22 protein-coding genes and 1 tRNA gene are annotated in these 20,456 nt (G+C 65.5%); 13 read left to right on the forward strand and 10 right to left on the reverse strand.

All coding sequences use genetic code 11. The features are described 5' to 3' along the window. Positions 1 to 3: 3 nt before the first annotated feature. Positions 4 to 960, reverse strand: a complete 957-nt coding sequence (locus PVW27_RS12730) for a hypothetical protein (protein ID WP_274558264.1) — start codon at positions 958 to 960, stop codon at positions 4 to 6. Between the two features lie 179 nt (positions 961 to 1,139). Here PVW27_RS12730 and PVW27_RS12735 point away from each other — a divergent pair, with 179 nt between their 5' ends. Further along, positions 1,140 to 2,111 (forward strand): glycosyltransferase, encoded by a 972-nt coding sequence (locus PVW27_RS12735; RefSeq protein WP_274558266.1) that lies wholly within the window; start codon positions 1,140 to 1,142, stop codon positions 2,109 to 2,111. Positions 2,112 to 2,117: 6 nt separating this feature from the next. Here the strand turns inward: PVW27_RS12735 and PVW27_RS12740 are convergent, their stop codons facing one another. After that, entirely contained in the window at positions 2,118 to 2,771 is a 654-nt protein-coding gene (locus PVW27_RS12740) for an ABC transporter ATP-binding protein (RefSeq protein WP_274558268.1), read from the reverse strand. Between the two features lie 21 nt (positions 2,772 to 2,792). Then, the gene (locus PVW27_RS12745; protein ID WP_274558269.1) at positions 2,793 to 3,977 is read right to left on the reverse strand and encodes a sugar transporter; all 1,185 of its coding nucleotides are present in this window, start codon (positions 3,975 to 3,977) and stop codon (positions 2,793 to 2,795) included. Between the two features lie 116 nt (positions 3,978 to 4,093). On the opposite strand from PVW27_RS12745, the gene PVW27_RS12750 reads away from it, so the two are divergent. From PVW27_RS12750 to PVW27_RS12760, 3 genes are all read left to right on the forward strand, one after another. Beyond that, entirely contained in the window at positions 4,094 to 4,912 is an 819-nt protein-coding gene (locus PVW27_RS12750; protein WP_274558271.1) for an ABC transporter permease, read from the forward strand. Between the two features lie 18 nt (positions 4,913 to 4,930). Then, the gene (locus PVW27_RS12755) at positions 4,931 to 5,773 is read left to right on the forward strand and encodes an NAD-dependent epimerase/dehydratase family protein (protein ID WP_274558273.1); all 843 of its coding nucleotides are present in this window, start codon (positions 4,931 to 4,933) and stop codon (positions 5,771 to 5,773) included. Positions 5,774 to 5,834: 61 nt separating this feature from the next. Continuing rightward, positions 5,835 to 6,878, forward strand: coding sequence for a pyridoxal-phosphate dependent enzyme (locus PVW27_RS12760; protein ID WP_274558274.1), 1,044 nt, complete (start codon positions 5,835 to 5,837; stop codon positions 6,876 to 6,878). Positions 6,879 to 6,885: 7 nt separating this feature from the next. Here PVW27_RS12760 and PVW27_RS12765 read toward each other — a convergent pair whose 3' ends face one another. From PVW27_RS12765 to PVW27_RS12775, 3 genes are all read right to left on the reverse strand, one after another. Further along, on the reverse strand, positions 6,886 to 7,623 hold the full coding sequence (locus tag PVW27_RS12765; RefSeq protein ID WP_274558276.1) for an MgtC/SapB family protein: 738 nt from the start codon (positions 7,621 to 7,623) through the stop codon (positions 6,886 to 6,888). Between the two features lie 65 nt (positions 7,624 to 7,688). Continuing rightward, positions 7,689 to 8,594 carry an AEC family transporter gene (locus PVW27_RS12770; RefSeq protein ID WP_274558278.1) on the reverse strand — a complete coding sequence of 302 codons (906 nt, stop codon included), beginning with the start codon at positions 8,592 to 8,594 and terminating at the stop codon, positions 7,689 to 7,691. Positions 8,595 to 8,714: 120 nt separating this feature from the next. After that, positions 8,715 to 9,122 (reverse strand): Rrf2 family transcriptional regulator, encoded by a 408-nt coding sequence (locus PVW27_RS12775; RefSeq protein WP_274558280.1) that lies wholly within the window; start codon positions 9,120 to 9,122, stop codon positions 8,715 to 8,717. Positions 9,123 to 9,240: 118 nt separating this feature from the next. Here PVW27_RS12775 and PVW27_RS12780 point away from each other — a divergent pair, with 118 nt between their 5' ends. The 5 genes from PVW27_RS12780 (at position 9,241) to PVW27_RS12800 (ending at position 12,864) form a co-directional block, all read left to right on the forward strand. Continuing rightward, positions 9,241 to 10,440 carry an NnrS family protein gene (locus PVW27_RS12780; protein ID WP_274558281.1) on the forward strand — a complete coding sequence of 400 codons (1,200 nt, stop codon included), beginning with the start codon at positions 9,241 to 9,243 and terminating at the stop codon, positions 10,438 to 10,440. A 3-nt stretch (positions 10,441 to 10,443) separates the two neighbouring features. After that, positions 10,444 to 11,097: an NnrU family protein gene (locus PVW27_RS12785; RefSeq protein WP_274558283.1), complete on the forward strand. Its 654-nt coding sequence runs from the start codon at positions 10,444 to 10,446 to the stop codon at positions 11,095 to 11,097. A 74-nt stretch (positions 11,098 to 11,171) separates the two neighbouring features. Beyond that, positions 11,172 to 11,513 carry an ArsR/SmtB family transcription factor gene (locus PVW27_RS12790; protein ID WP_274558285.1) on the forward strand — a complete coding sequence of 114 codons (342 nt, stop codon included), beginning with the start codon at positions 11,172 to 11,174 and terminating at the stop codon, positions 11,511 to 11,513. A gap of 8 nt (positions 11,514 to 11,521) precedes the next feature. After that, positions 11,522 to 11,992 (forward strand): SRPBCC family protein, encoded by a 471-nt coding sequence (locus PVW27_RS12795; protein WP_432762080.1) that lies wholly within the window; start codon positions 11,522 to 11,524, stop codon positions 11,990 to 11,992. Beyond that, complete coding sequence (locus PVW27_RS12800; protein WP_274558288.1) at positions 11,989 to 12,864, forward strand: SRPBCC domain-containing protein; 876 nt, start codon at positions 11,989 to 11,991, stop codon at positions 12,862 to 12,864. The genes PVW27_RS12795 and PVW27_RS12800 overlap by 4 nt, the downstream gene beginning before the upstream one ends. A 29-nt stretch (positions 12,865 to 12,893) precedes the next feature. Here PVW27_RS12800 and PVW27_RS12805 read toward each other — a convergent pair whose 3' ends face one another. Both PVW27_RS12805 and PVW27_RS12810 read right to left on the reverse strand, forming a co-directional pair. Beyond that, positions 12,894 to 14,705 carry an ATP-binding protein gene (locus tag PVW27_RS12805; RefSeq protein ID WP_274558290.1) on the reverse strand — a complete coding sequence of 604 codons (1,812 nt, stop codon included), beginning with the start codon at positions 14,703 to 14,705 and terminating at the stop codon, positions 12,894 to 12,896. Positions 14,706 to 14,970: 265 nt separating this feature from the next. Beyond that, positions 14,971 to 15,044 (reverse strand) — tRNA-Cys (locus tag PVW27_RS12810). A gap of 169 nt (positions 15,045 to 15,213) precedes the next feature. On the opposite strand from PVW27_RS12810, the gene PVW27_RS12815 reads away from it, so the two are divergent. The 3 genes from PVW27_RS12815 (at position 15,214) to PVW27_RS12825 (ending at position 18,353) form a co-directional block, all read left to right on the forward strand. After that, positions 15,214 to 15,867, forward strand: a complete 654-nt coding sequence (locus tag PVW27_RS12815) for a protein-L-isoaspartate O-methyltransferase family protein (protein WP_274558292.1) — start codon at positions 15,214 to 15,216, stop codon at positions 15,865 to 15,867. A 64-nt stretch (positions 15,868 to 15,931) separates the two neighbouring features. Continuing rightward, positions 15,932 to 17,386 carry a TolC family outer membrane protein gene (locus PVW27_RS12820; protein ID WP_274558294.1) on the forward strand — a complete coding sequence of 485 codons (1,455 nt, stop codon included), beginning with the start codon at positions 15,932 to 15,934 and terminating at the stop codon, positions 17,384 to 17,386. A 73-nt stretch (positions 17,387 to 17,459) separates the two neighbouring features. Beyond that, positions 17,460 to 18,353 (forward strand): hypothetical protein, encoded by an 894-nt coding sequence (locus tag PVW27_RS12825; RefSeq protein WP_274558296.1) that lies wholly within the window; start codon positions 17,460 to 17,462, stop codon positions 18,351 to 18,353. A 121-nt stretch (positions 18,354 to 18,474) separates the two neighbouring features. Here PVW27_RS12825 and PVW27_RS12830 read toward each other — a convergent pair whose 3' ends face one another. Then, on the reverse strand, positions 18,475 to 18,795 hold the full coding sequence (locus PVW27_RS12830) for a DUF6280 family protein (RefSeq protein WP_274558297.1): 321 nt from the start codon (positions 18,793 to 18,795) through the stop codon (positions 18,475 to 18,477). Between the two features lie 211 nt (positions 18,796 to 19,006). On the opposite strand from PVW27_RS12830, the gene efp reads away from it, so the two are divergent. Beyond that, positions 19,007 to 19,570 (forward strand): elongation factor P, encoded by a 564-nt coding sequence (efp, locus tag PVW27_RS12835; RefSeq protein WP_274558300.1) that lies wholly within the window; start codon positions 19,007 to 19,009, stop codon positions 19,568 to 19,570. Between the two features lie 124 nt (positions 19,571 to 19,694). Here efp and ygfZ read toward each other — a convergent pair whose 3' ends face one another. Then, complete coding sequence (ygfZ, locus tag PVW27_RS12840) at positions 19,695 to 20,429, reverse strand: CAF17-like 4Fe-4S cluster assembly/insertion protein YgfZ (RefSeq protein ID WP_274558302.1); 735 nt, start codon at positions 20,427 to 20,429, stop codon at positions 19,695 to 19,697. Between the last annotated feature and the right edge of the window lie 27 nt (positions 20,430 to 20,456).

Here is a 20,456-nt window from a genome sequence, read left to right on the forward strand (position 1 = left end):
GCTTCATTGTAGGCTGGCCAGTTCCTGGTCTTGTAGGTCGGGGGTATGTGTCTGCTCATGCATCCCAGCTACCACGCTGGATTCACGAGATGAATCCCTCACAGGATTTGTGCAACAGAGCCCTATGAAGCGGCCGACCAACAGCTTGCTTACGGATTCCGCGCCAAATCGGGGGGCGGGTGTGTTGGCACCTGTGCGGGCATCCTTGATCATCACATCTTGCAGGTCCGGGCTGTCCTTGATCGCGTTCAGGAAGCGGTCGGAGCTGTAGAGGGCGCGGAATTCGGCAGAGCGTGAGACGCAGCGTTTGAGGGTTTTGGACAGTCTCATCTCGCCGCGCCGGATGACGGTCGGGCGCACATCGGTGAGGCGGTAGCGGCGCCAGTACTTGCGGAAGCGGGGGGCTTGCAGCACGGAGCCGGCCATGGCGATGGTGAAGGAGCCGAGGTGATACTCGATCTCGAAATTCTCGGTCGCGCCCAGCACCTCGGTCTCGGAGGTGATGAGGTCGGTGAGGAACTGGTCCAGCCCGCGCGTGGCATAGAACACGCTGTCGTTCAGCATCAGGAGGCGGGGGCAGGTCGCCTCCCACCGCCGGGCGAAGAGGTGCAGGAAGCCGGTCTTGTAGCTGCCGAAGTCGCGGCCGAAATTGGGGCGTTCGATATAGCAGTCGATCAGCCCTTCGACAGCGCCGGGGTCCTTGAGCTTGAGGGTGTTGACCGCCAGCACATAGAGGCCCTGCGCCTTGGCCGCTTGCAGCAGGCGGATCAGATCGGGGCGCAGCTGGCCCTTCTGATAGAGCGCGAGCAGCAGGATCGGCTGTCCGGCATAGGGGGATTCGCAATGGATTTTCGGCGTCTTGCCGAGGGATCTGAAGCGCTGATATTCGGATTGTGCCCCGACGATCACGCGCGCCATCGGATAGAGCAGCACGTTGTAGATCTGGGAAATCAGCTTCATGTCTTTTGCCACCGAGTCTTGTGGCGAAGAACATGCCACTCATTAACCAACGCCTTGGGTTTAGCAGCCGTCGCGGCATCGCGCCAGAGCGTGATTTGCGCTTTGCCCCCTGTTTGACGTCGATGTGATGCGCTAGAGGTCGGGGAGTTTTGGGTGACAAGTGATGGTGTTGCAGTGACATGCGGGACGCGGGCGATCTTGCAGGCGTGATGGTCGGGGCTCCATCCGGGCCCGGTCCGACGGTGCTGCTGGCGACGCTGAACGGGGCTGGCAGCTTGCAGGCGCAGTTGGACAGCTATCTGGTGCAGACGGTGCCGATTAGGCGGCTGATGGTGAGCGATGACGGCTCGTCCGATGGCACGCTGGAGATTCTGGCGCGGTTCGCGGCGGCGCATCCGGCGATTGCGGTGCAGGTGATGACCGGGCCGGGCCGGGGGGCGGCGCAGAACTTCCTGCATCTGTTGCGCGCCTTGCCCGAGGATGCGGGGCCGGTGCTGTTTTCGGATCAGGATGACGTCTGGCTGCCCGGGAAGGTGGCGCATGGGCTGCGCGCATTGGCGGCGCATCCGGGGGATGTGCCGGTTCTGGTGGGCGCGCGCAGTTACGTGTGCGACAGCGATCTGGGGCGGCGGCGGTTGTCGGCGCGTCCCACGCGGCCCCCGTCGTTCCGGCATGCGCTGGTGCAGAGTTTTGCCGGGGGCAACACGATGATCTGCAACGCGGCGGCGGCGGGTTTGCTGCGCGCGGCGGCGCAAGAGGCGGGGCGCGTGGTCATGCATGACTGGTGGGCCTATCAGATCGTGTCGGGCGTGGGCGGTGTGGTGGTGTTCGATCCGGTGCCGCAGGTTCTGTATCGGCAGCATGCGGGCAACCGGATCGGGGCGAATCTGGGTTGGGCTGCGGGCTGGCGGCGGTTGGGATGGCTGATGCGGGGCCGGTTCCGGCGGTGGAATGCGATCAATCTGAGGGCGTTGCGGGCCTCGGCCCACAGGCTGACGCCGGAAAACCGCGAGGTCCTGGCCGGGTTCGAGAATTTGCGGCGGTCCGGGTTGATCGGCCGGGTGATCCTGTTGCGCCGGCTTGGGTTGGTCCGGCGGGGGATGCTGGGGAGGCTGTCGCTGTGGGTGGCGGTGATCCTTGGGCGGGTCTGAGGGCGTTCAGCGCATCAGGGCTTCGTGCCGTTTGATCGCATCCTCGACATCATCGAAAACCTCGATCCCGCCATCGTGCAGGACAAGGCCCGCATCGCAGAAGTTGCGGATATCGGCCATGGAATGGCTGACCATGATGGCGCTGGACTGGGCCATGCGGGTGCGGAACACCTCGCTGCTTTTGCGGCGGAAGCGGGCGTCGCCGGTCGCGGTCGCCTCGTCGATCAGATAGGTGTCGAACTTGATCCCCATCGAGATGCCGAAGGCGAGGCGGGATTTCATGCCGGCGGAATAGGTGCGCACGGGCATGTTGAAATGTTCGCCGATCTCGGCAAAATCCTCGACAAAGGCGGTGAGTTCGTCGGTGTCCACGCCATAGACGCGGGCGACGAAGCGGGTGTTCTGCGCGCCGGTCATGTCGCCGTGGAAGCTGCCCGCGAAGCCCACGGTGAAGCTGATCGAGCCATCGCTGATGATCTGGCCGGTGTCGGGGCGCATGGTGCCCGCGACGATGCTGAGCAAGGTGGACTTGCCCGCGCCGTTGCGCCCCAGCAGGGCCAGCGATTTGCCCGAAGGCAGGGTCAGGTTCAGGTTGCGGATCACCGGGCGGTAATCGCCCCTGATCCAGAAACCTTTCGAGATATTGTCGAACCTGATCATCCGCGGCGTCCGTTGTCCCGGTCAGCCCCGGTCGCGCAGGCTGTAGTAGACCAGCGCCAGCACGGACCAGAACAGGATCAGGAAGAAGGCGGTGATCCCGATGAGGATGAAACGTTCGGGATAGGCCGCGCGCTGGGCGAGGGTGGGCTGGATGAAGCTGGCCAGATAGAGGCTTTGGCGCGAGGCGTTGGAGCGTGCGGCGTCCAGCGCCATCAAGGCGGCCTGATAGGTCGTCTCGGCGAAGCCCTGATCGACGAGCAACCCTTCATATTGGGCGATCAGGCGGGGATAGTCGGTCTGGTCCACGGTGACGTTCTGTTCCGCGAAGATGCGGCGCTCTTCGTCGATGCGGTTGCGGACCACGTCGATCAGGCGCTGGGCCTGACGCACGCGCGGGTCTTGCGCATCTGAGGTTTGCAGCAGCAGGTCGTTGTCGATCAGCGCCTCGGCCAATTGCTGTTGCAGGGTATTGAGCACCCCCATGCGGCCCTGAATGTCGGCCTGCGGATCGACGATCCGGGTGCGGACACGGAATTCGGCCACGGCCTCGCGCGCGGCGCGCAGGCGGGTGAGGGCGGCCTGAAGATCGGCCTCGGCGTTGCGGGTGGTGTCGCGCCGGGCGGTTTCGTTCAGGCGGTTGATCATCTCTTCGCTCTCGGCCACGATCAGCCGCGCGATCTCCTGCGCGCTTTCGGGGTCGCGGGCGCGCACTTCGACCAGCATCAGGCCGGAGGATTTGTCATAGGTCAGCTTGACCATGCGGCCCCAGAACCAGACCAGATCCTCGATCGTGGCACCGGGCCAGAGCGTGTAGAGCGGATCGGCGGGCCAGTCCGCGGCATAATGGGCCAGCAGGCCGAAGCGCGCCTCGATCCGTTCGACGATCTCCTGACTCTGGACATATTCGAAGAGAAGATCGGCATGGCCCGGCGCGCTGCCGGCGAAGACCTGCGCCAGACCGCCCATGAGGTCGCTGGCAGAGCCGGTTTCTTCCTGACGGATCGTGAAGCCGGTCACCGAGGCATATTGATCGCGGGCCAGACCGAACAGATAAAGGGCGGTCAGCAGCAGGGGCAGCAGGATCAGGATGATAATGCTGAGGATGAGGCCACGGTGCCTGTGGCGCAACCGCGCCGGACCTGCGACGGGCGTCGAGACAAGGGCCGCTGTGGCGGTGTCCGCTGGCGCCGGGGTGGTCTGGTTCATGGCGATCCCTGAAACTGGGGCAAACTGGCAAACTCTACTGCGTTGGATGTATCAACTAATGCCGCTAAGCCCAAGACCTCATTGCGCCGTGACCGGAGTTGGGCAATAGAGAAGGGATGTCCGTTACGAGTGACCCTGTGCCCGTGCCCCCTGAACCGCGTTCCGCCCCGCCACGGGGAGAGGCGTTCCGCGTTGTCGTGGCGTTGATGCTGCGTGAGATGTCCACCCGCTACGGGCGCACGCCGGGGGGCTATGTCTGGGCGGTGGCCGAGCCTTTGGGGATGATCATCGTCCTTGGCATGGCTTTCGAGCTTCTGGCGAATGCGCCGTCGCTTGGCACCTCGTTCCTGTTGTTCAAGGCGACGGGGTTCATGATCCTTCAGGTCTTTACCGTGCTGGGCGGGCAGGTGGGCAATGCGCTGACCTTTTCCGCGCCGCTGTTGCGCTATCCGCGCGTCACATGGGTCGATGCCATCGCGGCTCGTTTCCTGCTGAACTATCTGGTGGTGGTCGTGGTGACGGTGCTGATCCTGTGGGGGATCGTGATCTACGACTCGCTCAGGCTGGTGCCTGACTGGGGGGCGATCCTTCTGGCGATGGGGCTTGCGGCGGGGCTTGGGCTGGGGGTCGGGTGCCTGAACTGCTATCTTTTCATGCGATTTCCCGTGTGGAACCAGTTGTGGCGTATTCTGACGCAGCCCTTGTTCCTGATCTCGGGGGTGATTTTCCTGTATGAGGATATGCCCGCCTTTGCGCAGGATATCATCTGGTACAATCCGCTGATGCATCTGACCGGGCTGATGCGGGAGGGGTTCTATCCGCTGTATCGGCCCACCTATATCTCGCTGGGATATGTCGCGCTGTGCGTGATGGCACCGATGGTGCTGGGTCTGTTGCTGTTGCGGCGGTTTCACCGCGTGCTGCTGAACCGATAGGCCGGGTGGGCGGCGTTCATGGCAGAGCAAAGCGGTCCCGTGCGGGTGTTGGTGCTGGGGGCCAGCGGGCGGCTGGGCAGGATGCTGCGGCGGCACTGGGGCGCGGGGCTTGCGCCGGTCTGGCAGGTGCGTCGTCCCGTGGCCGGTCCTGATGAGATGCGGTTCGATCCTGTGACCGAGCGGGCTGCTTTGGGGCGGGTTGATGTGGTTTTGTCTGTGGCCGGAGCGGTTGCGGGAGATGCGGCGGCACTTCGGGCTCATACGGATCTGGCACTGGCGGCGCTGCGTCTGGGGGCGGATCACGGCGCGCGGCGGGTGTTTCTGTCATCGAGTGCGGCGGTTTACGGGCTGGGCGGAGCCGGTCTGGCCGAGGATGATCCGCTTTGGCCGGTGACGCCCTATGCCATGGCCAAGTACGCGATGGAGGAGGCGGCGCTGGATCGGTCGCGCGTTTCCGACGTGCCGGTGACGGTGTTGCGGATCGGCAATGTCGCAGGGGCGGATGCGCTGTTGGGCCGGTCGGAGGCCGGGCCTGTTGTGCTGGATCGGTTCGCCGATGGGCAGGGGCCGCGACGGTCCTATATCGGGCCGCGCGCCTTTGCGGATGTGATGGCGGGGCTGGTGCGGGCGGCGGCTGCGGGGCTGGATGTGCCCGAATGTCTGAACATCGCTTTGCCGGGGGCTGTCGCGATGGCGGATCTGTTGCAGGCGGCGGGGGTGGGCTTTGCCTGGCGGCCCGCGCCGGACAGCGCGCTGCCGCTGGTGGAGCTGGATGTGACGCGGCTGATGCGGATGATGCCGCTTGATCCGGCGCGGGCCGAGGGGATCGTGGCGGATTGGCGGCGGTCTGTGGCTGTTTAACCCTCTCGAATTCCGGGTGATCCGCGCCTAGGCTGCGCGTGACATGAGGAAAGGACAGCCGATGGTGCAGATCTTGGACAACCCCTGGCGGGGGCGGGGTTTGGGGGCCGATCTGGAGATGCCCTGTGACGATGCGGCCGCTGTGACGGCGCTGCTGGCGCAATGCCCGGCGCATCAGGCCACACCGCTGCGCGATCTGCCGGATCTGGCGGCGCGGGCTGGCGTGGCGCGGCTTTGGGTCAAGGATGAGCGCGGCCGGATGGGTCTGGGCAGCTTCAAGGCGCTGGGCGCGGCCCATGCCATCGCGCGCGAGGCGGCGGCGGTGCAGCAGGGGGATTGGGCGGCGGCGTTGTCGGGCCGGGTCTATGTCACGGCCAGTGCGGGCAATCATGGGCTGTCCGTCGCGGCGGGGGCGCGGTTGTTCGGGGCGCGGGCGGTGATCTATCTGGCGCGGACCGTGCCGGACAGTTTTGCGGCGCGGCTGGCGGCCAAGGGGGCCGAGGTGCGGCGCGAGGGCGACACCTATGAGGCCAGCATGGTGGCGGCCGACGCCGCTGCGCGTGCGGAGGGTTGGACGCTGCTGTCGGACAGCACATGGCCGGGTTACACCGCGTTGCCGCTGTTGGTGATGGAGGGGTATCTGCAACTGGCGGCGGAAGCTGCGGATCAGATCGACGCCGCCCCAAGTCACATCCTGTTGCAGGCGGGGGTCGGCGGATTGGCGGCGGCGGTGGCCGCCCATGCGCGGCGCGTCTGGGGGGATGATCCCTGCATCATCGTGGTCGAGCCTGCGGCGGCGCCTGCCTTGATCGAGAGTATCCGCGCGGGGCGGGTGGTGGAGACGGCCGGGCCTGCGTCCTGCATGGGGCGGCTGGATTGCAAGACGCCGTCGATGATCGCCCTGCACGGGCTGGCGCGGGATGCGGATCGGTTCGTGACGATCACCGAGGCCGAGTCTCTGGGCGGCGTGGCGGCGCTGGCCGAGCATGGTCTGGACAGCACCCCGTCCGGTGCGGCGGGACTGGCGGCGCTGTTGGCGGGGCTTGATCTGCCGCGGGAGGCGCGGGTTCTGGCCATCCTGAGTGAAGGGCCGGAGGTGGGCTAGCCGGGGGTCAGCCGCCGCCCAGAGCCTCGTTCTCGAGCGGGGTGATTGCGAAGGCGGCGATCTGGGGATCGGTCTGCAAGGCTCTGGCCAGTGCGGCGCCGTCGAGGGTGGCGCGCAGGGAGGAGGCTTTGAGCATGAAGTGTCGCAGCCCGGTGGTGCGGTCCTGCCGCTGCGAGATCGGCCCGGCCTTCAGGTTCAGCGCCGCCAGAGCGGATTCAAGGCCAGCCGCGTCATAGCTGCTGTCGGCGGGTACGGTCACTTCGAGGCGCACGGCCGGGTGGCGCAGGGAGATGCGTTGCAGGATCCGCAGGAGGATCAGCACGATCAGGGCCGCCGCCGTGCCTATGGTGCCCAGTTCCAGCAGGCCGGTGCCGAAGACGATCCCGAGGGCTGCGGTCAGCCAGAGCGAGGCCGCCGTGGTCAGGCCGTGGACCGAGGCCCCCTCGCGGAAGATGACGCCGGCGCCCAGAAAGCCGATGCCGGTCAGGATGGCATGGGGCATCCGGGCCAGATCCGAGATCACCTGCGTGTCGGCGGACAGGGCCGAGGTCCATTCCGCCATGCGCAGGCCCAGCAGGGTCATCAGGGCCGCTGCAAAGCAGAGCAGCGTATGGGTGCGCAGCCCGGCGGGCTTGCCCTGAAACTCGCGCTCGACGCCGATCAGGGCGCCCGCGATCAGGCTGCACAGGAGGGGCAGCATCATGTCGGTGTCGCGCAGCGCATCCATCAGGCTGTCAGGGGTCATCGGGGTCCATCCTTTTCGGGGCGGTTACCAACACGCGGGCGGTCGTTTCGGTTCCGCCGCGCCGGTCAGGTGCCGAAGATCCACAGGACCAGCGGAATGGTGGCGATGGCGGCAAGGGTCTGCGAGGTGACGATTCCGGCCATCAGGGTGCCGTCGCCGTTCAACTGGCGGGTCAGCACATAGGAGGTGGGGGCGGTGGGAATGGCTGAGAAAACTATGAGGACCAGCGCCTCGGTCCCGGTCAGGCCGAAGGCACGGGCGATGAGCGCGGCGAGCAGGGGCATGAGCAGCAGGCGCAGGCCTGCGGTCGTGGCAAGGGTCAGGCCGTCGCGGCGCAGGGCGGCGGGTTGCAGCGCGGCGCCCACGCAGAGCAGGCCGAGCGGCAGGCTGGCTTGGGCCACAAGGTCAAGGAAGCGCCCTGTGCCGAAGGGCAGGCCCCATCCGGTGAGCGCCATTGCGATGCCGCCCAGACAGGCGAGGATCAGCGGGTTGCGCGCCATGGTGCGCAGCATTGAAAGGGGGGTGCGGGCCTGTCCTGCCTCGGTCAGGGCCATGATCGACAGGACGTTGACCAAGGGCACGGCGATGGCCAGGTAAAGTGCGGCCCGTTCGATGCCGGCGGGGCCTGACAGTGTCGCGAGGATGGCCAGCCCCAGATAGGTGTTGAAGCGCACGGTGCCTTGGAGCACCGGGCCGAAGCGGGCGGCGGGGGCGGGACGGGCGCGTCTTGTCAAGGAAAGGGCCAGTGCCGCGATCAGGATGATGACGACGGCCGCCCCACCCAGGCGCAACACCTGCGGGTCGCGGACGGGCGCATCGGCCAGACTGCCGAGCAGGAGGGCGGGGAAGAGCAGGAAATAGTTGATCCGTTCGGCGGCGGGCCAGAAGCCCGGATCGGGAAAGCCGCGCCGGACAAGGACATAGCCCAGGCAGATCAGGGCAAAGAGGGGCCAGATGGTGAAGAATAGCACTGTGCTGCCCCCTTGGCCCGTTCCCGCGCGGCCTGTTGAGTCGCGCGCCTGTCGCTGTGCCGCCCGTTAAAGACCGAAGGGCGGGCCGGGGCAAGGCGCTGTGCGGCAACCCTGCGGGGATCACGCAGGGTGATAGGCGCAATCGGCCAGGGTGCTGGTGTTGAGGTCCGCGATGAAGGCGGCCTCGGCGCGGGAGAGGCGGGATTTGAGGCGGCAGTGTGGGGTCAGGGTGCAGGCGCCGCCGCTTGCCGCGAAACATTCGACAAGCGCCTGATCGGCTTCGAGGAGGGCCACCACATCGCCAAGGCGGATGGTATCGGCCGGGCGGGCCAGCATCGCGCCGCCACCGCCGCCGCGCCTTGTGATCAGGAGACCGGCGGCCGCCAGGGTGGACATGACCTTGGCCAGATGGTTGCGCGAGACGCCGAATTCCCTCGCCAGATCCGCCGTCGAGAAGGCGCGATCCGGCGCGCTGGCCATCCGCATCAAGGCGCGCAGACCGAAATCGGTGAAGGAGGTGAGGCGCATGGTCGCTCCGCTGATTTGGTAATTGCAATGCGTATTAGCCGGGTTTATTGCGTAAATCAAATACCAATTCACCAAGGCCGGGTGCAGGACGCGCCCTTTGACAGAAAGGCCCGATCCCATGACGACCACAGCGGCACAGATGCGCGCCTGGCAGGGGCCTGCCCTGCTGACCTATGGGTTCCGGCCCTTTTTCTTTGGAGCCGGGCTTTGGGCGGTGCTGGCGATGGGGCTGTGGATTCCGATGCTGAGCGGGCATCTGGCCCTGCCCACGGCATTTGATCCGGTGAGCTGGCATGCGCATGCCTTTCTATTCGGCTATCTGGGGGCGGTCATTGCCGGGTTTCTTTTGACGGCGGTGCCCAACTGGACAGGGCGTCTGCCCATCGTGGGCTGGCCGCTGGGCGGGCTGGCGGTGTTGTGGCTGCTGGGGCGGCTGGCTGTCAGTGTCTCGGAGGGGGTGTCGCCGCTGCTGGTGGCGCTGGCCGATCTGGCCTTTCCGGTGGCGCTGGCTCTGGTGCTGGCGCGCGAGATCATCGCGGGGCGGAACTGGCGCAATCTGATCGTGCTGGCGATGCTGACGGTGTTCACGCTGGGCAATGCGGTGTTTCACTGGGAGGCGGCGCAGGGCGGGATGCCGGCGCAGGGTATGGGTCTGCGGATTGCGCTGGGGGCGGCGATCATGATGATCGGGGTGATCGGCGGGCGGGTGGTGCCGTCCTTTACGCGCAACTGGCTGGTCAAGCGCGGGGCGGGGCGTCTGCCTGCGCCGCCGATGCAGCGGTTCGACAAGCTGGCCCTGCTGGTGCTGTTGGGGGCGCTGATCCTGTGGGTGCTTTGGCCTGCGGCGCGGATCACCGGTGTGGCGCTGAGCGTCGCGGGGCTGGTGCATCTGCTGCGGATGGCGCGCTGGGCGGGGGACAGGACCGGGGCCGAGCCTTTGGTCTGGGTGCTGCATGCGGGGTATGCTTTCGTGCCGCTGGGGGCGCTGGGGCTGGGCGCGGCGCTGCTGTGGCCGGGTGTGGTGGGGCTGGCAGCGGCGCAGCATCTGTGGATGGCGGGGGCGGTCGGGGTGATGACGCTGGCGGTTATGACGCGGGCCACGCTGGGCCATTCCGGGCAGGTGCTGACGGCAGGGCGCGGGACGCAGGCGATCTATGCCTTGATGATCCTGTCCGTTCTGGCGCGGCTGGCGGCGGGGCTGGTGCCGGGGCAGGCGGGTGCCTTGCACATGCTGGCCGGGGCCGGGTGGCTGGGCGCGTTCGGCCTGTTCGCGGTGATCTATGGCGGGCTGCATCTGCGGCCTCTGGCGCGGGGTTGAGCGATGGGCTGGGGCGAGTATGGCGCGGCCTTTGCCGTCTTTCTGCTGTCGCATGCCGTGCCGGTGCGCCCGCCGGTGAAGCCGTGGCTGGTGGCGCGGTTGGGGCCGCAGGGATTCACGCTGGCCTATTCGGTGCTGTCTCTGGCGGTGCTGGTCTGGCTGATCGGGGCGGCGGGGCGGGCGCCCCATGTGCCGCTGTGGGGCTGGGCGCCGTGGCAGGCCTATGTGCCGCTGGTGGCGATGCTGCCGGTCTGCCTGATCATTGCCTTGGCCATCAGGCGACCCAACCCGTTTTCCTTTGGCGGGGCGGAGAACGGGCGGTTCGATCCGGCGCGGGCCGGGATTGTCGGCTGGATGCGGCATCCGCTGCTGGTGGCGCTGGCGATCTGGGCGGGGGCGCATCTGGTGCCGAATGGGGATCTGGCGCATGTGATCCTGTTCGGGGTCTTTGCGGGCTTTGCCCTGTTGGGGCAGCGGTTGATCGACCGGCGTCGTCAGCGCGAGATGGGCGGGCAATGGGCGGCGTTGCGGGCGGGGCTGCGGCCCGGGCCGGTGTGGGAGCGGTCTGTGATCTGGCGCGGCGCGGCGGGGATTGCCCTTTATCTTGTAGCTCTGGCATTGCACCCGGTGGTGATCGGGGTGTCGCCCTTGCCGTGAGGGGCGGTGGCAAAACTTAGCCGATTGACAAAGTATCTGTTGCGCGCGGCGCGGATTGCGTCATAGTTAGTCACATGGCTAAGCATGATCCTGACCTCTCACTCTTGTTCCACGCGCTGGCGGACCCGACACGCCGGGCGATCCTGACGCGTCTGGCGGAGGGGCCTGCGCCGGTTTCGGCCTTGGCGGAACCCACCGGGCTGCGGTTGCCGACCGTGATGCGGCATCTGGCCGTTCTGGAGGAGGCGGGGCTGATCGCCACGGCCAAGGACGGGCGCGTGCGGACCTGCGCTATCGTGCCCGAGGCTTTGGTGCCGATGCGCACATGGCTGGACGCGCAGCGTGCCATCTGGGAGGCGCGGCTGGACCGGCTGGACGCCTATGTGATGCAACTTGTGAAGGAGGGCGAGACATGACGCCGGAGCTGACACTGGACCCCGAGACCGACCTGAGTTTTACCCGGACGCTGGCGGCCCCGCGCCATCTGATCTGGGCGTGCTGGACCATGCCCGCGCATATCCCGCATTTCTTCATTCCTGCGCCGCACAAGGTGACGGCAGTGGATATCGACCTGCGCGTCGGTGGGCGGTTCAACACGACATTCGATGTGGACGGCCATGTGATGGACAACCGCGGCGTCTATCTGGAGGTGGTGCCGCAGGAAAAGCTGGTCTTTACCGATGCCTATACCGAAGGCTGGAAGCCCGCGCCCGATCCGTTCATGACCGCGATCCTGCTGCTGGCGGATGCGCCGGGTGGTGGCACACTTTACACAGCGATTGCGCGGCATCGCCATCCCGACAGCCGCAAATCCCACGAGGATATGGGCTTTTTCGATGGCTGGGGCACGGTCGCCACGCAGTTGGACGCCTATGCCAAAGGGCTGATGGCATGAGCGGGCGCTTTGCGACGCTGACCTTTGCGCGCGAGGTGGCAGTGCCTGCGGCGACGCTTTGGCAGGCATGGAGCGCGCCTGCGGCCCGCGCGATCTGGGCGGCCCCGGCGCCCTCGGTCCGCGTGGAATTCCTTGAGGCCGACACGCGGGTGGGCGGGCGCGAGGTGTCGCTGTGCAAGGTGGCTGGGCAGCCCGACATCCGCTGTGAGATTGGCTGGCTGGAAGTCGCCGCGCCGCATCTGAGCGTGAATTCGGAAGTGATCCTGTGCGAGGGCGTGACGCAATCGGCGGCGCTGGTGACGGCCGAGATCAGCGCGGCGGGAGAGGGCAGCCGGATCAACGTGACCGTGCAGCTTGCGTCCCTGGCAGAGGATATGGCCGACGGCTACCGGCAGGGTTTCGATGCCGGGCTGGACAATCTGGCCGGGGTGGCCGCGCGGACGATGCTGCTGCGCCGCGTGATCAAGGCACCGCGCAAGCTGGTCTGGGGGGCGTGGATGAACCCCGAGACGCTGCCGCTGTGGTGGGGGCCGGAGGGGTTTTCCTGTCGGACCAAACGGATCGACCTGCGCGCGGGCGGGGCTTGGGTCTTTGACATGATAGGCCCGGATGGGACGGTTTATCCGAACCATCACATCTATGGCGCGGTGCGTCCCGAAGAGTGGATCAGCTATGCGCTGCATTGGGGCGAGGACGGGCCGAAACATGCGGATGCCTGGGCGCGGTTCACCGAGCGCGACGGGGAAACCGAGGTGCTTCTGGCCATGGTGTTCAGCACGCAGGCGGAGTTCAAGCAGGCCAAGGGGTTCGGCGCGGTCGAACTGGGTTTGCAGACGCTGGGCAAGCTGGCGCGGTTCGTGGGAGCGGACTGACGGGCGGTCTTGCCGCTTGATCGCGGTCGCTATGCGGCGGGTTGCAGGATCGTGAGCAGGATCTTTTCCAGATCGTGACGCAGGATGGGTTTGGACAGGTAGCCGTCGAACCCCAGCGTGGCATAGGAACGGACGTCCTGTTCCATCACATTGGCCGTGGTCGCGATGGCGAGCGGGCGGGGGTGCGCGTCGGCGCGCTCGGTCTGGCGCAGACCCCGGAGTGTTTCGATCCCGTCCATGCCGGGCATCGAGATATCGACCAGATAGGCATCGAATGGCTGGGTGCCTGCGATGCGGATCGCCTCGGGCCCGTCCTCGGCCAGGACGGGTTGCACGCCGAAGGATTTGAGCAGGGCTTCCAGCACCATGCGATTGATCGGATCGTCATCCACACAGAGGATTGCCAAACGTGCGTCACGGCCGGGCAGATCGACAGGCGCGGCGGGCAGATCCTTGTCCTGTTCCAGCCGTGTCTCGGGGAGGGGGAGGATCAGGGTGATGGCGGTACCCTGACCCGGCTGGCTGCTGACGCGGATCTCGCCCTGCATCGCATCGACCAGCATCCGCACGATGCTCATCCCCAGACCCGTGCCGCCGTAATGGCGCGTCGTCTCGACCGAGGCTTGCTGGAACGGCACGAAGAGCGAGGCGACCTGTTCGTCGGTCATGCCGATTCCGCTGTCGCTGATCGTGATCTCGACCCCTTCTTGCGGCAGATGGGTCAAACTGACCTCGATCTTGCCGGAATGGGTGAATTTCAGCGCATTGCTGAGCAGGTTGTGGAAGATCTGGTTCAGCCGGGTGGGATCACCGATGACGGCCGGAAAGGGATCGGGCGAGATATGCAGGTCCAGCCCGACATCCTTGCTGCGGGCGATGCGGCGATATTGCGTGGTGGCCGCGCGCAGCACGTCGCTGATGTCGAGGGGCATTGCCTCAAGCTGGACATGGCCGGCCTCGGCCTTGGAGAAATCGAGCACCTCGTTGACGATCGAAAGCAGCAGGTTGCCCGAGCTTTGCAATTCTTTCAGCAGTTCTGCCCCCTCGCCCTTGGGCAGGTGCGGCTTGAGCAGTTCGGACAGGCCCAGAATTCCGTTCAGCGGGGTGCGGATCTCGTGGTTGATCTGCGCGAATGCGCGGGTGCGTTGCTGCGACAGGGTTTCCGTCATGCGCCGGGCCTGTTTGAGTTGCCCGATCAGCCATGCGTCGCGATCGAGGATCAGGACAAAGCCCCAGTGCATCGAGGAGACGCCCAGCATGAAGGCGATCACGGCCGTGCTCATCATCGCCAGCGCGCCATCCTGCACGATCGTCACGAGTACCAGTCGCAGCAGGTAGCACAGCCCGATCAGCACGAAGGGCAGGGAGGCCAGAAAGGCCAGCAGACGCAGCCTTGCATGGGCCAGCCGCATGAGATCCCAGACGGCAAAGATGCAGAAGGCGATGTTCACCAGCGAAGAGCTGATCATCAGCAGGGCGATGTCATGGGTGGCGAGGGCCAGCACGGTCTGCGCCAGACAGAGCCCCGCGGAAATCAGCACGAGAATCCGCCAGTCCAGCGCCTTGCGCGCATCCTGCCGGAAGGCCAGATAGGCCGAGAGAATCCCGAAATGCGCCCCGCCCACGATCAGCGTGGCGCTGAGCACGAATGTATCGGTGCCGCTGAGCAGCACGCCCAGAACCGCCGCCAGCAGGCATAGCGTGCTGGTGCCGTAAAGCAGCGTCCGGCGCCGGAATTGTGCGGGTGTCGTGCGCCACAGATAGATCAGCAGGATAAGCGAGATCAGCGTCAAGGCCGCCGCGACCCCGACAAGCAGGCTGATATCCACAGTTGTGCCCATGCGCGCGAATATTCCCTCGAGTCTGTATGAGTAGCGCCACTCCGAGGGCCAGCTCAACCAATATAGGCCAAACGAACAAGTCGAAAAAATGTTTAGGCGGGATCACGCGCGCCTTTTTCGATATGTGGCAGGATTGTTGCGGCCCTGCTGCGTTGCCACAGTTTCGGCAAGACATCATGGCCCGTCCCGTGCGCAGACCTGTGGCCTTGTGCCAGATGCGCGAGGGGGCTTGCGGCCCGAACATCATGGGGAAAAGGGATGTTTCTGGAGGCGGGTACCGGAATCGAACCGGTCTACACGGATTTGCAATCCGCTGCGTAACCTCTCCGCCAACCCGCCGCCGAGATGCGCCTGCTCGTAACGGATAACGCGGTGCGCTGCAAGACCTCTGGTTGGGTGAAGATGCAACGGGGCTGCGGCAGATCGGACAGGCTGCCGCATTCCCGTTGCCCAGCCTACGCTGATGTGACAAAAGACTGGCAAGAGACTGAACAGAAGAGTTTAGCTGATGACCGACTATGCCGCGCGCCGCACCACGATGGTGGATACGCAGATCCGCCCCTCGGATGTGACGAAATTTCCGATCATCGAGGCAATGCTGTCGATCCCGCGTGAGGAATTCGTGCCTGCCAGCCTGCGTGAGGCGGCTTATGTGGGCGAGAACCTTGACCTGGGACGGGGCCGGCTGATGCTGGAGCCACGCACGCTGGCCAAGATGCTGGATGCGCTGGACGTGCAGCGCAACGAGCTGGTTCTGGATATCGGTTGCGGGCTTGGCTATTCGGCGGCGGTGATCGCGCGTCTGGCCGAGGCGGTGGTCGGTGTCGAGAGCGACGCTGATCTGGCGGATGAGGCGCAGGCGATCCTGTCCCGCGAGGGGGCCGACAATGTGATCCTGCATCAGGGCCCGTTGCATGAGGGCGCGCCCCAGCACGGACCCTATGACGCGATCATGATTCAGGGTGCCGTGGCGGATCTGCCGACCGGGTTGCTGGAACAATTGAAAGAGGGCGGGCGGATCGCCTGTCTGTTCATGGAGGGTGCGCTGGGTGTGGTCCGCATCGGCTATAAGCTGGATGGCGGGATCAGCTGGCGCTTTGCCTTCAATGCCAGCGCCCCCGTGCTGGCCGGTTTTGAAAGACGGATGGCGTTCAGTCTGTGACGGAATGAGCGCGCTGGGACGTAGAGAATAGCAATTCGAATTGCAGACAAAGCGGGACAGAGCGATGAGCAGGATCAAGAGCACAGGCAAGACGGCGGGCGGGACCCCCAAACAGGCGCGGGGTTCGCGCTTTGTGGCGGGCATGATTGCCGGTCTGCTGGTCCTGGGTGCCCCTGCGGCGGCGCTGGCAGATACGCTGGCCGATGCGCTGGCGGGGGCCTACAACAATTCAGGTCTGCTGGAACAGAACCGGGCCTTGCTGCGGGCGGCGGATGAGGATGTGGGCGTTGCCCTGTCGGCGCTGCGCCCGATCATCGGCTGGTCGGCGGATGTGACCTATAGCGATAGCGATGCGCGGTCGTCGCTGACAGGGATTCGCAGCACCGACGATACCAGCGGGTCGCTGGGGCTGTCGGCGGACATCCTGCTGTTCGATGGTGGCCGGTCGCGCATGGGCGTGGACATTGCCAAGGAGTCCGTGCTGGCGACGCGACAGGCCCTGATCGGGGTGGAGCAGAACATCCTGTTGCAGGCCGTGCAGGCCTTCATGGATGTGCGCTCGAATACCGAGATCGTGGCGCTGCGGCGCAACAACGTGCGCGTGATCACGCAGGAATTGCGTGCGGCGCAGGACCGTTTCGAGGTGGGCGAGGTCACGCGCACCGATGTGGCGCTGGCCGAGGCGCGTCTGGCCGGGGCCAATGCGCTTCTGGCGCAGGCAGAAGGCGATCTGGCCGAGGCGCGGGCCTTCTATCGTTTTGCCGTGGGCCGTGATGCCAATGCGCTGGCCGTGCCACCGGCGCTGCCGGCGCGTCCGGCATCGCTTGCGGCGGCGCAGGCGGCTGCGATGCGCAGTCACCCGGATATTCTGCGCGCCCAGCACGAGGTGACCGTTTCGGACCTGCGGGTTCTGATCGCGAAGTCTGCGGCGATTCCACAGGTGCGGCTGCAGTCGCGCTATGGCCTGACCGAAAGCCTGGACAGCAGCGATTACAACCGCGGCGGCAGTGTCGGCATCGGTGTGACCGGCCCGATCTATCAGGGTGGCCGGAACTCGGCGCTGGAGCGGCAGGCGATCAACCGTGGCACCGCCGCGCGCTCGGCGCTGTTCGAGACAACGCAGCGGATTGCCCAGAATGTCAGCACGGCTTTTGCCCGTGTCGATGTGGCACGCGCGGCGATCGAAGCCAGCGACCGCCAGATTCGCGCCGCCCGCACCGCCTTTGAAGGGGTGCGCGAGGAAGCCACGCTGGGCGCGCGGACCACGCTGGATGTGCTGAACGCCGAGCAGGAATTGCTGGATGCGCAGGCTAACCGGATCACGGCGGCCTCGAACCAGTATGTCGCCTCTTATGCGCTGCTGGCGTCGATGGGGCAGTTGACGGCACAGAACCTGCGGTTGCAGGTGCAGATCTATGACCCAAGCTCGTATTACAATCAGGTGCAGTCCGCCCCCAGTTCGATCAGTCGGCAGGGGCGTCAGCTGGATCAGGTATTGAAGTCATTGGGAAGAGAGTAAAATACACTCTATCTGTTGTGTGGATGCCTGTCAGAGGATACACTTCCTTTCGAGGCGAGAGTGGTAAATCGACATGAACGATCCTGTGACCAATGTGGCAATCGAGGACGTCCTGTCCTCTATCCGGCGTCTTGTATCTGAAGATGCACGGGTGCAGCCTTTGGCATGGCGTCCCGATCAGCGCGAGAATGACGAGGCCGAGGAGGCGGAATCCGCTGCTGAACCCATGGCGGGGCGACTGGTCCTGACGCCTGCGCTGCGTGTGACCGGCGCTGAGGAGGTGGCTGCGGAGCCGTCTGTGGCAGAGGCCGATCCCCTGACGCTGGACAATCCGCAAGACCCGGTAGACGAAGGCGCGCAAGACAGTGCCGTCAGCGATGAGGCGGCACAGGCCGCGGCATGGGTGGAAGAGATCCGGGATGCCGTGGCAGATGCGGCGATGTCAGACTCCGCGCCGGAGATCCCCGCTACAGAGGATACGGAAGATCTGGGTGGTGCGCCCTATGTCTTGGGCGACACCGTGACCGAGGCATTGCCTTGGGAGGACCATCATGATGACGTGCCGCAGGGGACTGATGCCATCGACAGTGACGCTCTGACAGATGCGGATGATGTGCATCTCGCGGATGATGTGCAGGCGGTCGCCATGCCGGAGGTGGACGCGCCGCAGGATGAGGCGCGGGACAGCGGCTTTGTCTTTGCCTCGACCCGTGACGGGATGATGCGCGGTGACGCGGCCGGGGCTGCCGATCCGGGGCAGGCCGCCGCGGTGGACGATCTGGACGACCGAGACCTGTTCCTGCGCGAAGACGAGGCCCTGCTGGACGAGCACATGTTGCGCGAACTGGTGGCCGAGATCGTGCGTCAGGAGTTGCAGGGTGCATTGGGCGAGCGGATTACCCGCAACGTCCGCAAACTGGTGCGCCGCGAAATCCACCGCGCCTTGACCAGCCACGAGCTGGAGTGAGGCGTCGCGGTCATTCCGCGTCGTTGCCTGGCAGACACTCTGACATGACCTGAAACGAAAAATGCGCCCGCTTGGGGCGCATTTGTCGTTTTGGCACCCGCCCGATGGCGGGGCCGAAAGATCAGGCGGCTTCGGCCTGCTGTGCGGCGTTGCGACGCTCGCTTTCCTCGCGCGACAGCGCGACTGAGGTGCGCACACCCTTGGCCACGAATTCCATCAGGCCGCTGACGACACGCTCGTTCGGGTCGATGCCGGCGCAGGACAGAACCTCGCGCCCATCGCGGGAGCGTGCCCACCGTGCAATCTGCTCGGGGCCGTTGCCGTATTTCTTGTCATCTGCAATCGCGTCATCCAGTGCGGCCAGTACAACGGCTGCAAACAGTTTACGTGCACGATTGCCCTGCTCATTATTGAAGGCTGTGCCGTCAACGAAATCCTTCATGATTCGTCCTTTGTTATTGCTCTTGCGTTTTTGGCGTGGCGCTCCTTATGACGGATCGGATCCGATTCGGATAGGCCGTTAAAACATGGCTGTCATGCGTTGGCTGCATGCCTTGTGTGCGAGGGGCCACTATTTCGTCTGCTTGCCACGCGGGTGTCGGCCATATATAGGTGCCGCCAACTTATCATCAACCTTTTGATCAGGTTTACTCATGCCCAAAATCAACGGAAACGAAATCCGCCCCGGCAATGTGCTGGAGCATAACGGCGGTCTCTGGGCTGCTGTGAAGGTCGATCATGTGAAGCCCGGCAAGGGCGGTGCCTTCGCGCAGGTCGAGATGCGCAACCTGCGTAACGGATCGAAGCTGAACGAGCGCTTCCGCAGTGCCGACAAGGTCGAGCGGGTGCGTCTGGACCAAAAGGACCAGCAGTTCCTGTATGAGCAGGACGGTATGCTTGTGTTCATGGATTCAGAGACTTACGAGCAGATCGAACTGCCCGTGGACATTCTGGGAGAGCGCCGCCCCTTCCTGCAGGACGGGATGATGGTGCATATCGAATATTATGACCAGGAGGCGCTGAACGCGACGCTGCCGCAGAAAGTCACCTGCAAGGTTGTCGAGACAGAGCCGGTCGTGAAGGGCCAGACGGCGGCCAACAGCTTCAAGCCCGCGATCCTGGACAATGGCGTGCGTATCCTTGTGCCGCCCTTCGTGGGGCCGGATGAAAGCGTCATCGTGAACACAGAACTGATGGAATATGTCGAACGCGCCTGAGGCGTGATCGGTTGATCGGAATGACAAACCGCCCCAAGCCGGGGCGGTTTTCTTTTGGGCGGTCGTCAGGTGAATGACGTGGCGTCATGCATTTGTTGCAAAGCTGTGCCTGTCTGGACGGGGCTTAGCCGTCGGCCAGCGTCACTTGGGCCGCGCCCGCCTGCATCGGGCCTGTGGCGCGGTCCAGCCGCAGATAGGCGATGGCGAAGCCGCCCGACCGGGTATGGAGCGTCCCGGCCGCTTTGCCACCGGCCGTGATCTCGGCTCCCGGCGCGGCGTCCCCTGTTATGGCCACCCGCACGAGCCCCTTGCGCAGTTCGGTCTTGTGCTTCATCCGGGCGGTCACTTCCTGCCCGACATAGCAGCCCTTGCGGAAATCGACGCCGTGCAGGCGCTCGAAACCGGCCTCGAGGATATAGGTGTCCGGTGTCAGTTCGATCCCGGTTTCAGGGATGCAATGCGCCACGCGGATGGCGTCCCAATCGGTGCCGTCATCGCCGCCCTGATCGTCATAGAGCCGCCAGCCAAGATCGGGATGGCGCGGATCGGGCAGGGCGCCTGTCGGTGCCGGGCCGGTGCCGCGCGCGAGCTTGAGGTCGGTCTCGGTGATCTGCACATTGGAGCGGAGTTTATACATCGTCAGGCGCTGCACCAGCGCAGGGCCGATGCTGTCATCCACATCCAGCAGGATGGCATCGCCCTGCGCCGTCAGGAAGAAATCCGCGATGTATTTGCCCTGCGGTGTCAGCATGGCGGTGTAGACCAGTCCGCGGTCGATGCCCGAGATGTCATTCGTCGTCAGCCCTTGCAGGAAGTGGCGGGCGTCAGGGCCGGTCAGACGGTAGATGCGTCGTGTCATGGAAGATGGTCCAGTCTGTTGGGGCAG

This window comes from Seohaeicola sp. 4SK31, from assembly GCF_028802875.1.
In the GTDB taxonomy this organism is placed as follows: Bacteria; Pseudomonadota; Alphaproteobacteria; order Rhodobacterales; family Rhodobacteraceae; genus Seohaeicola.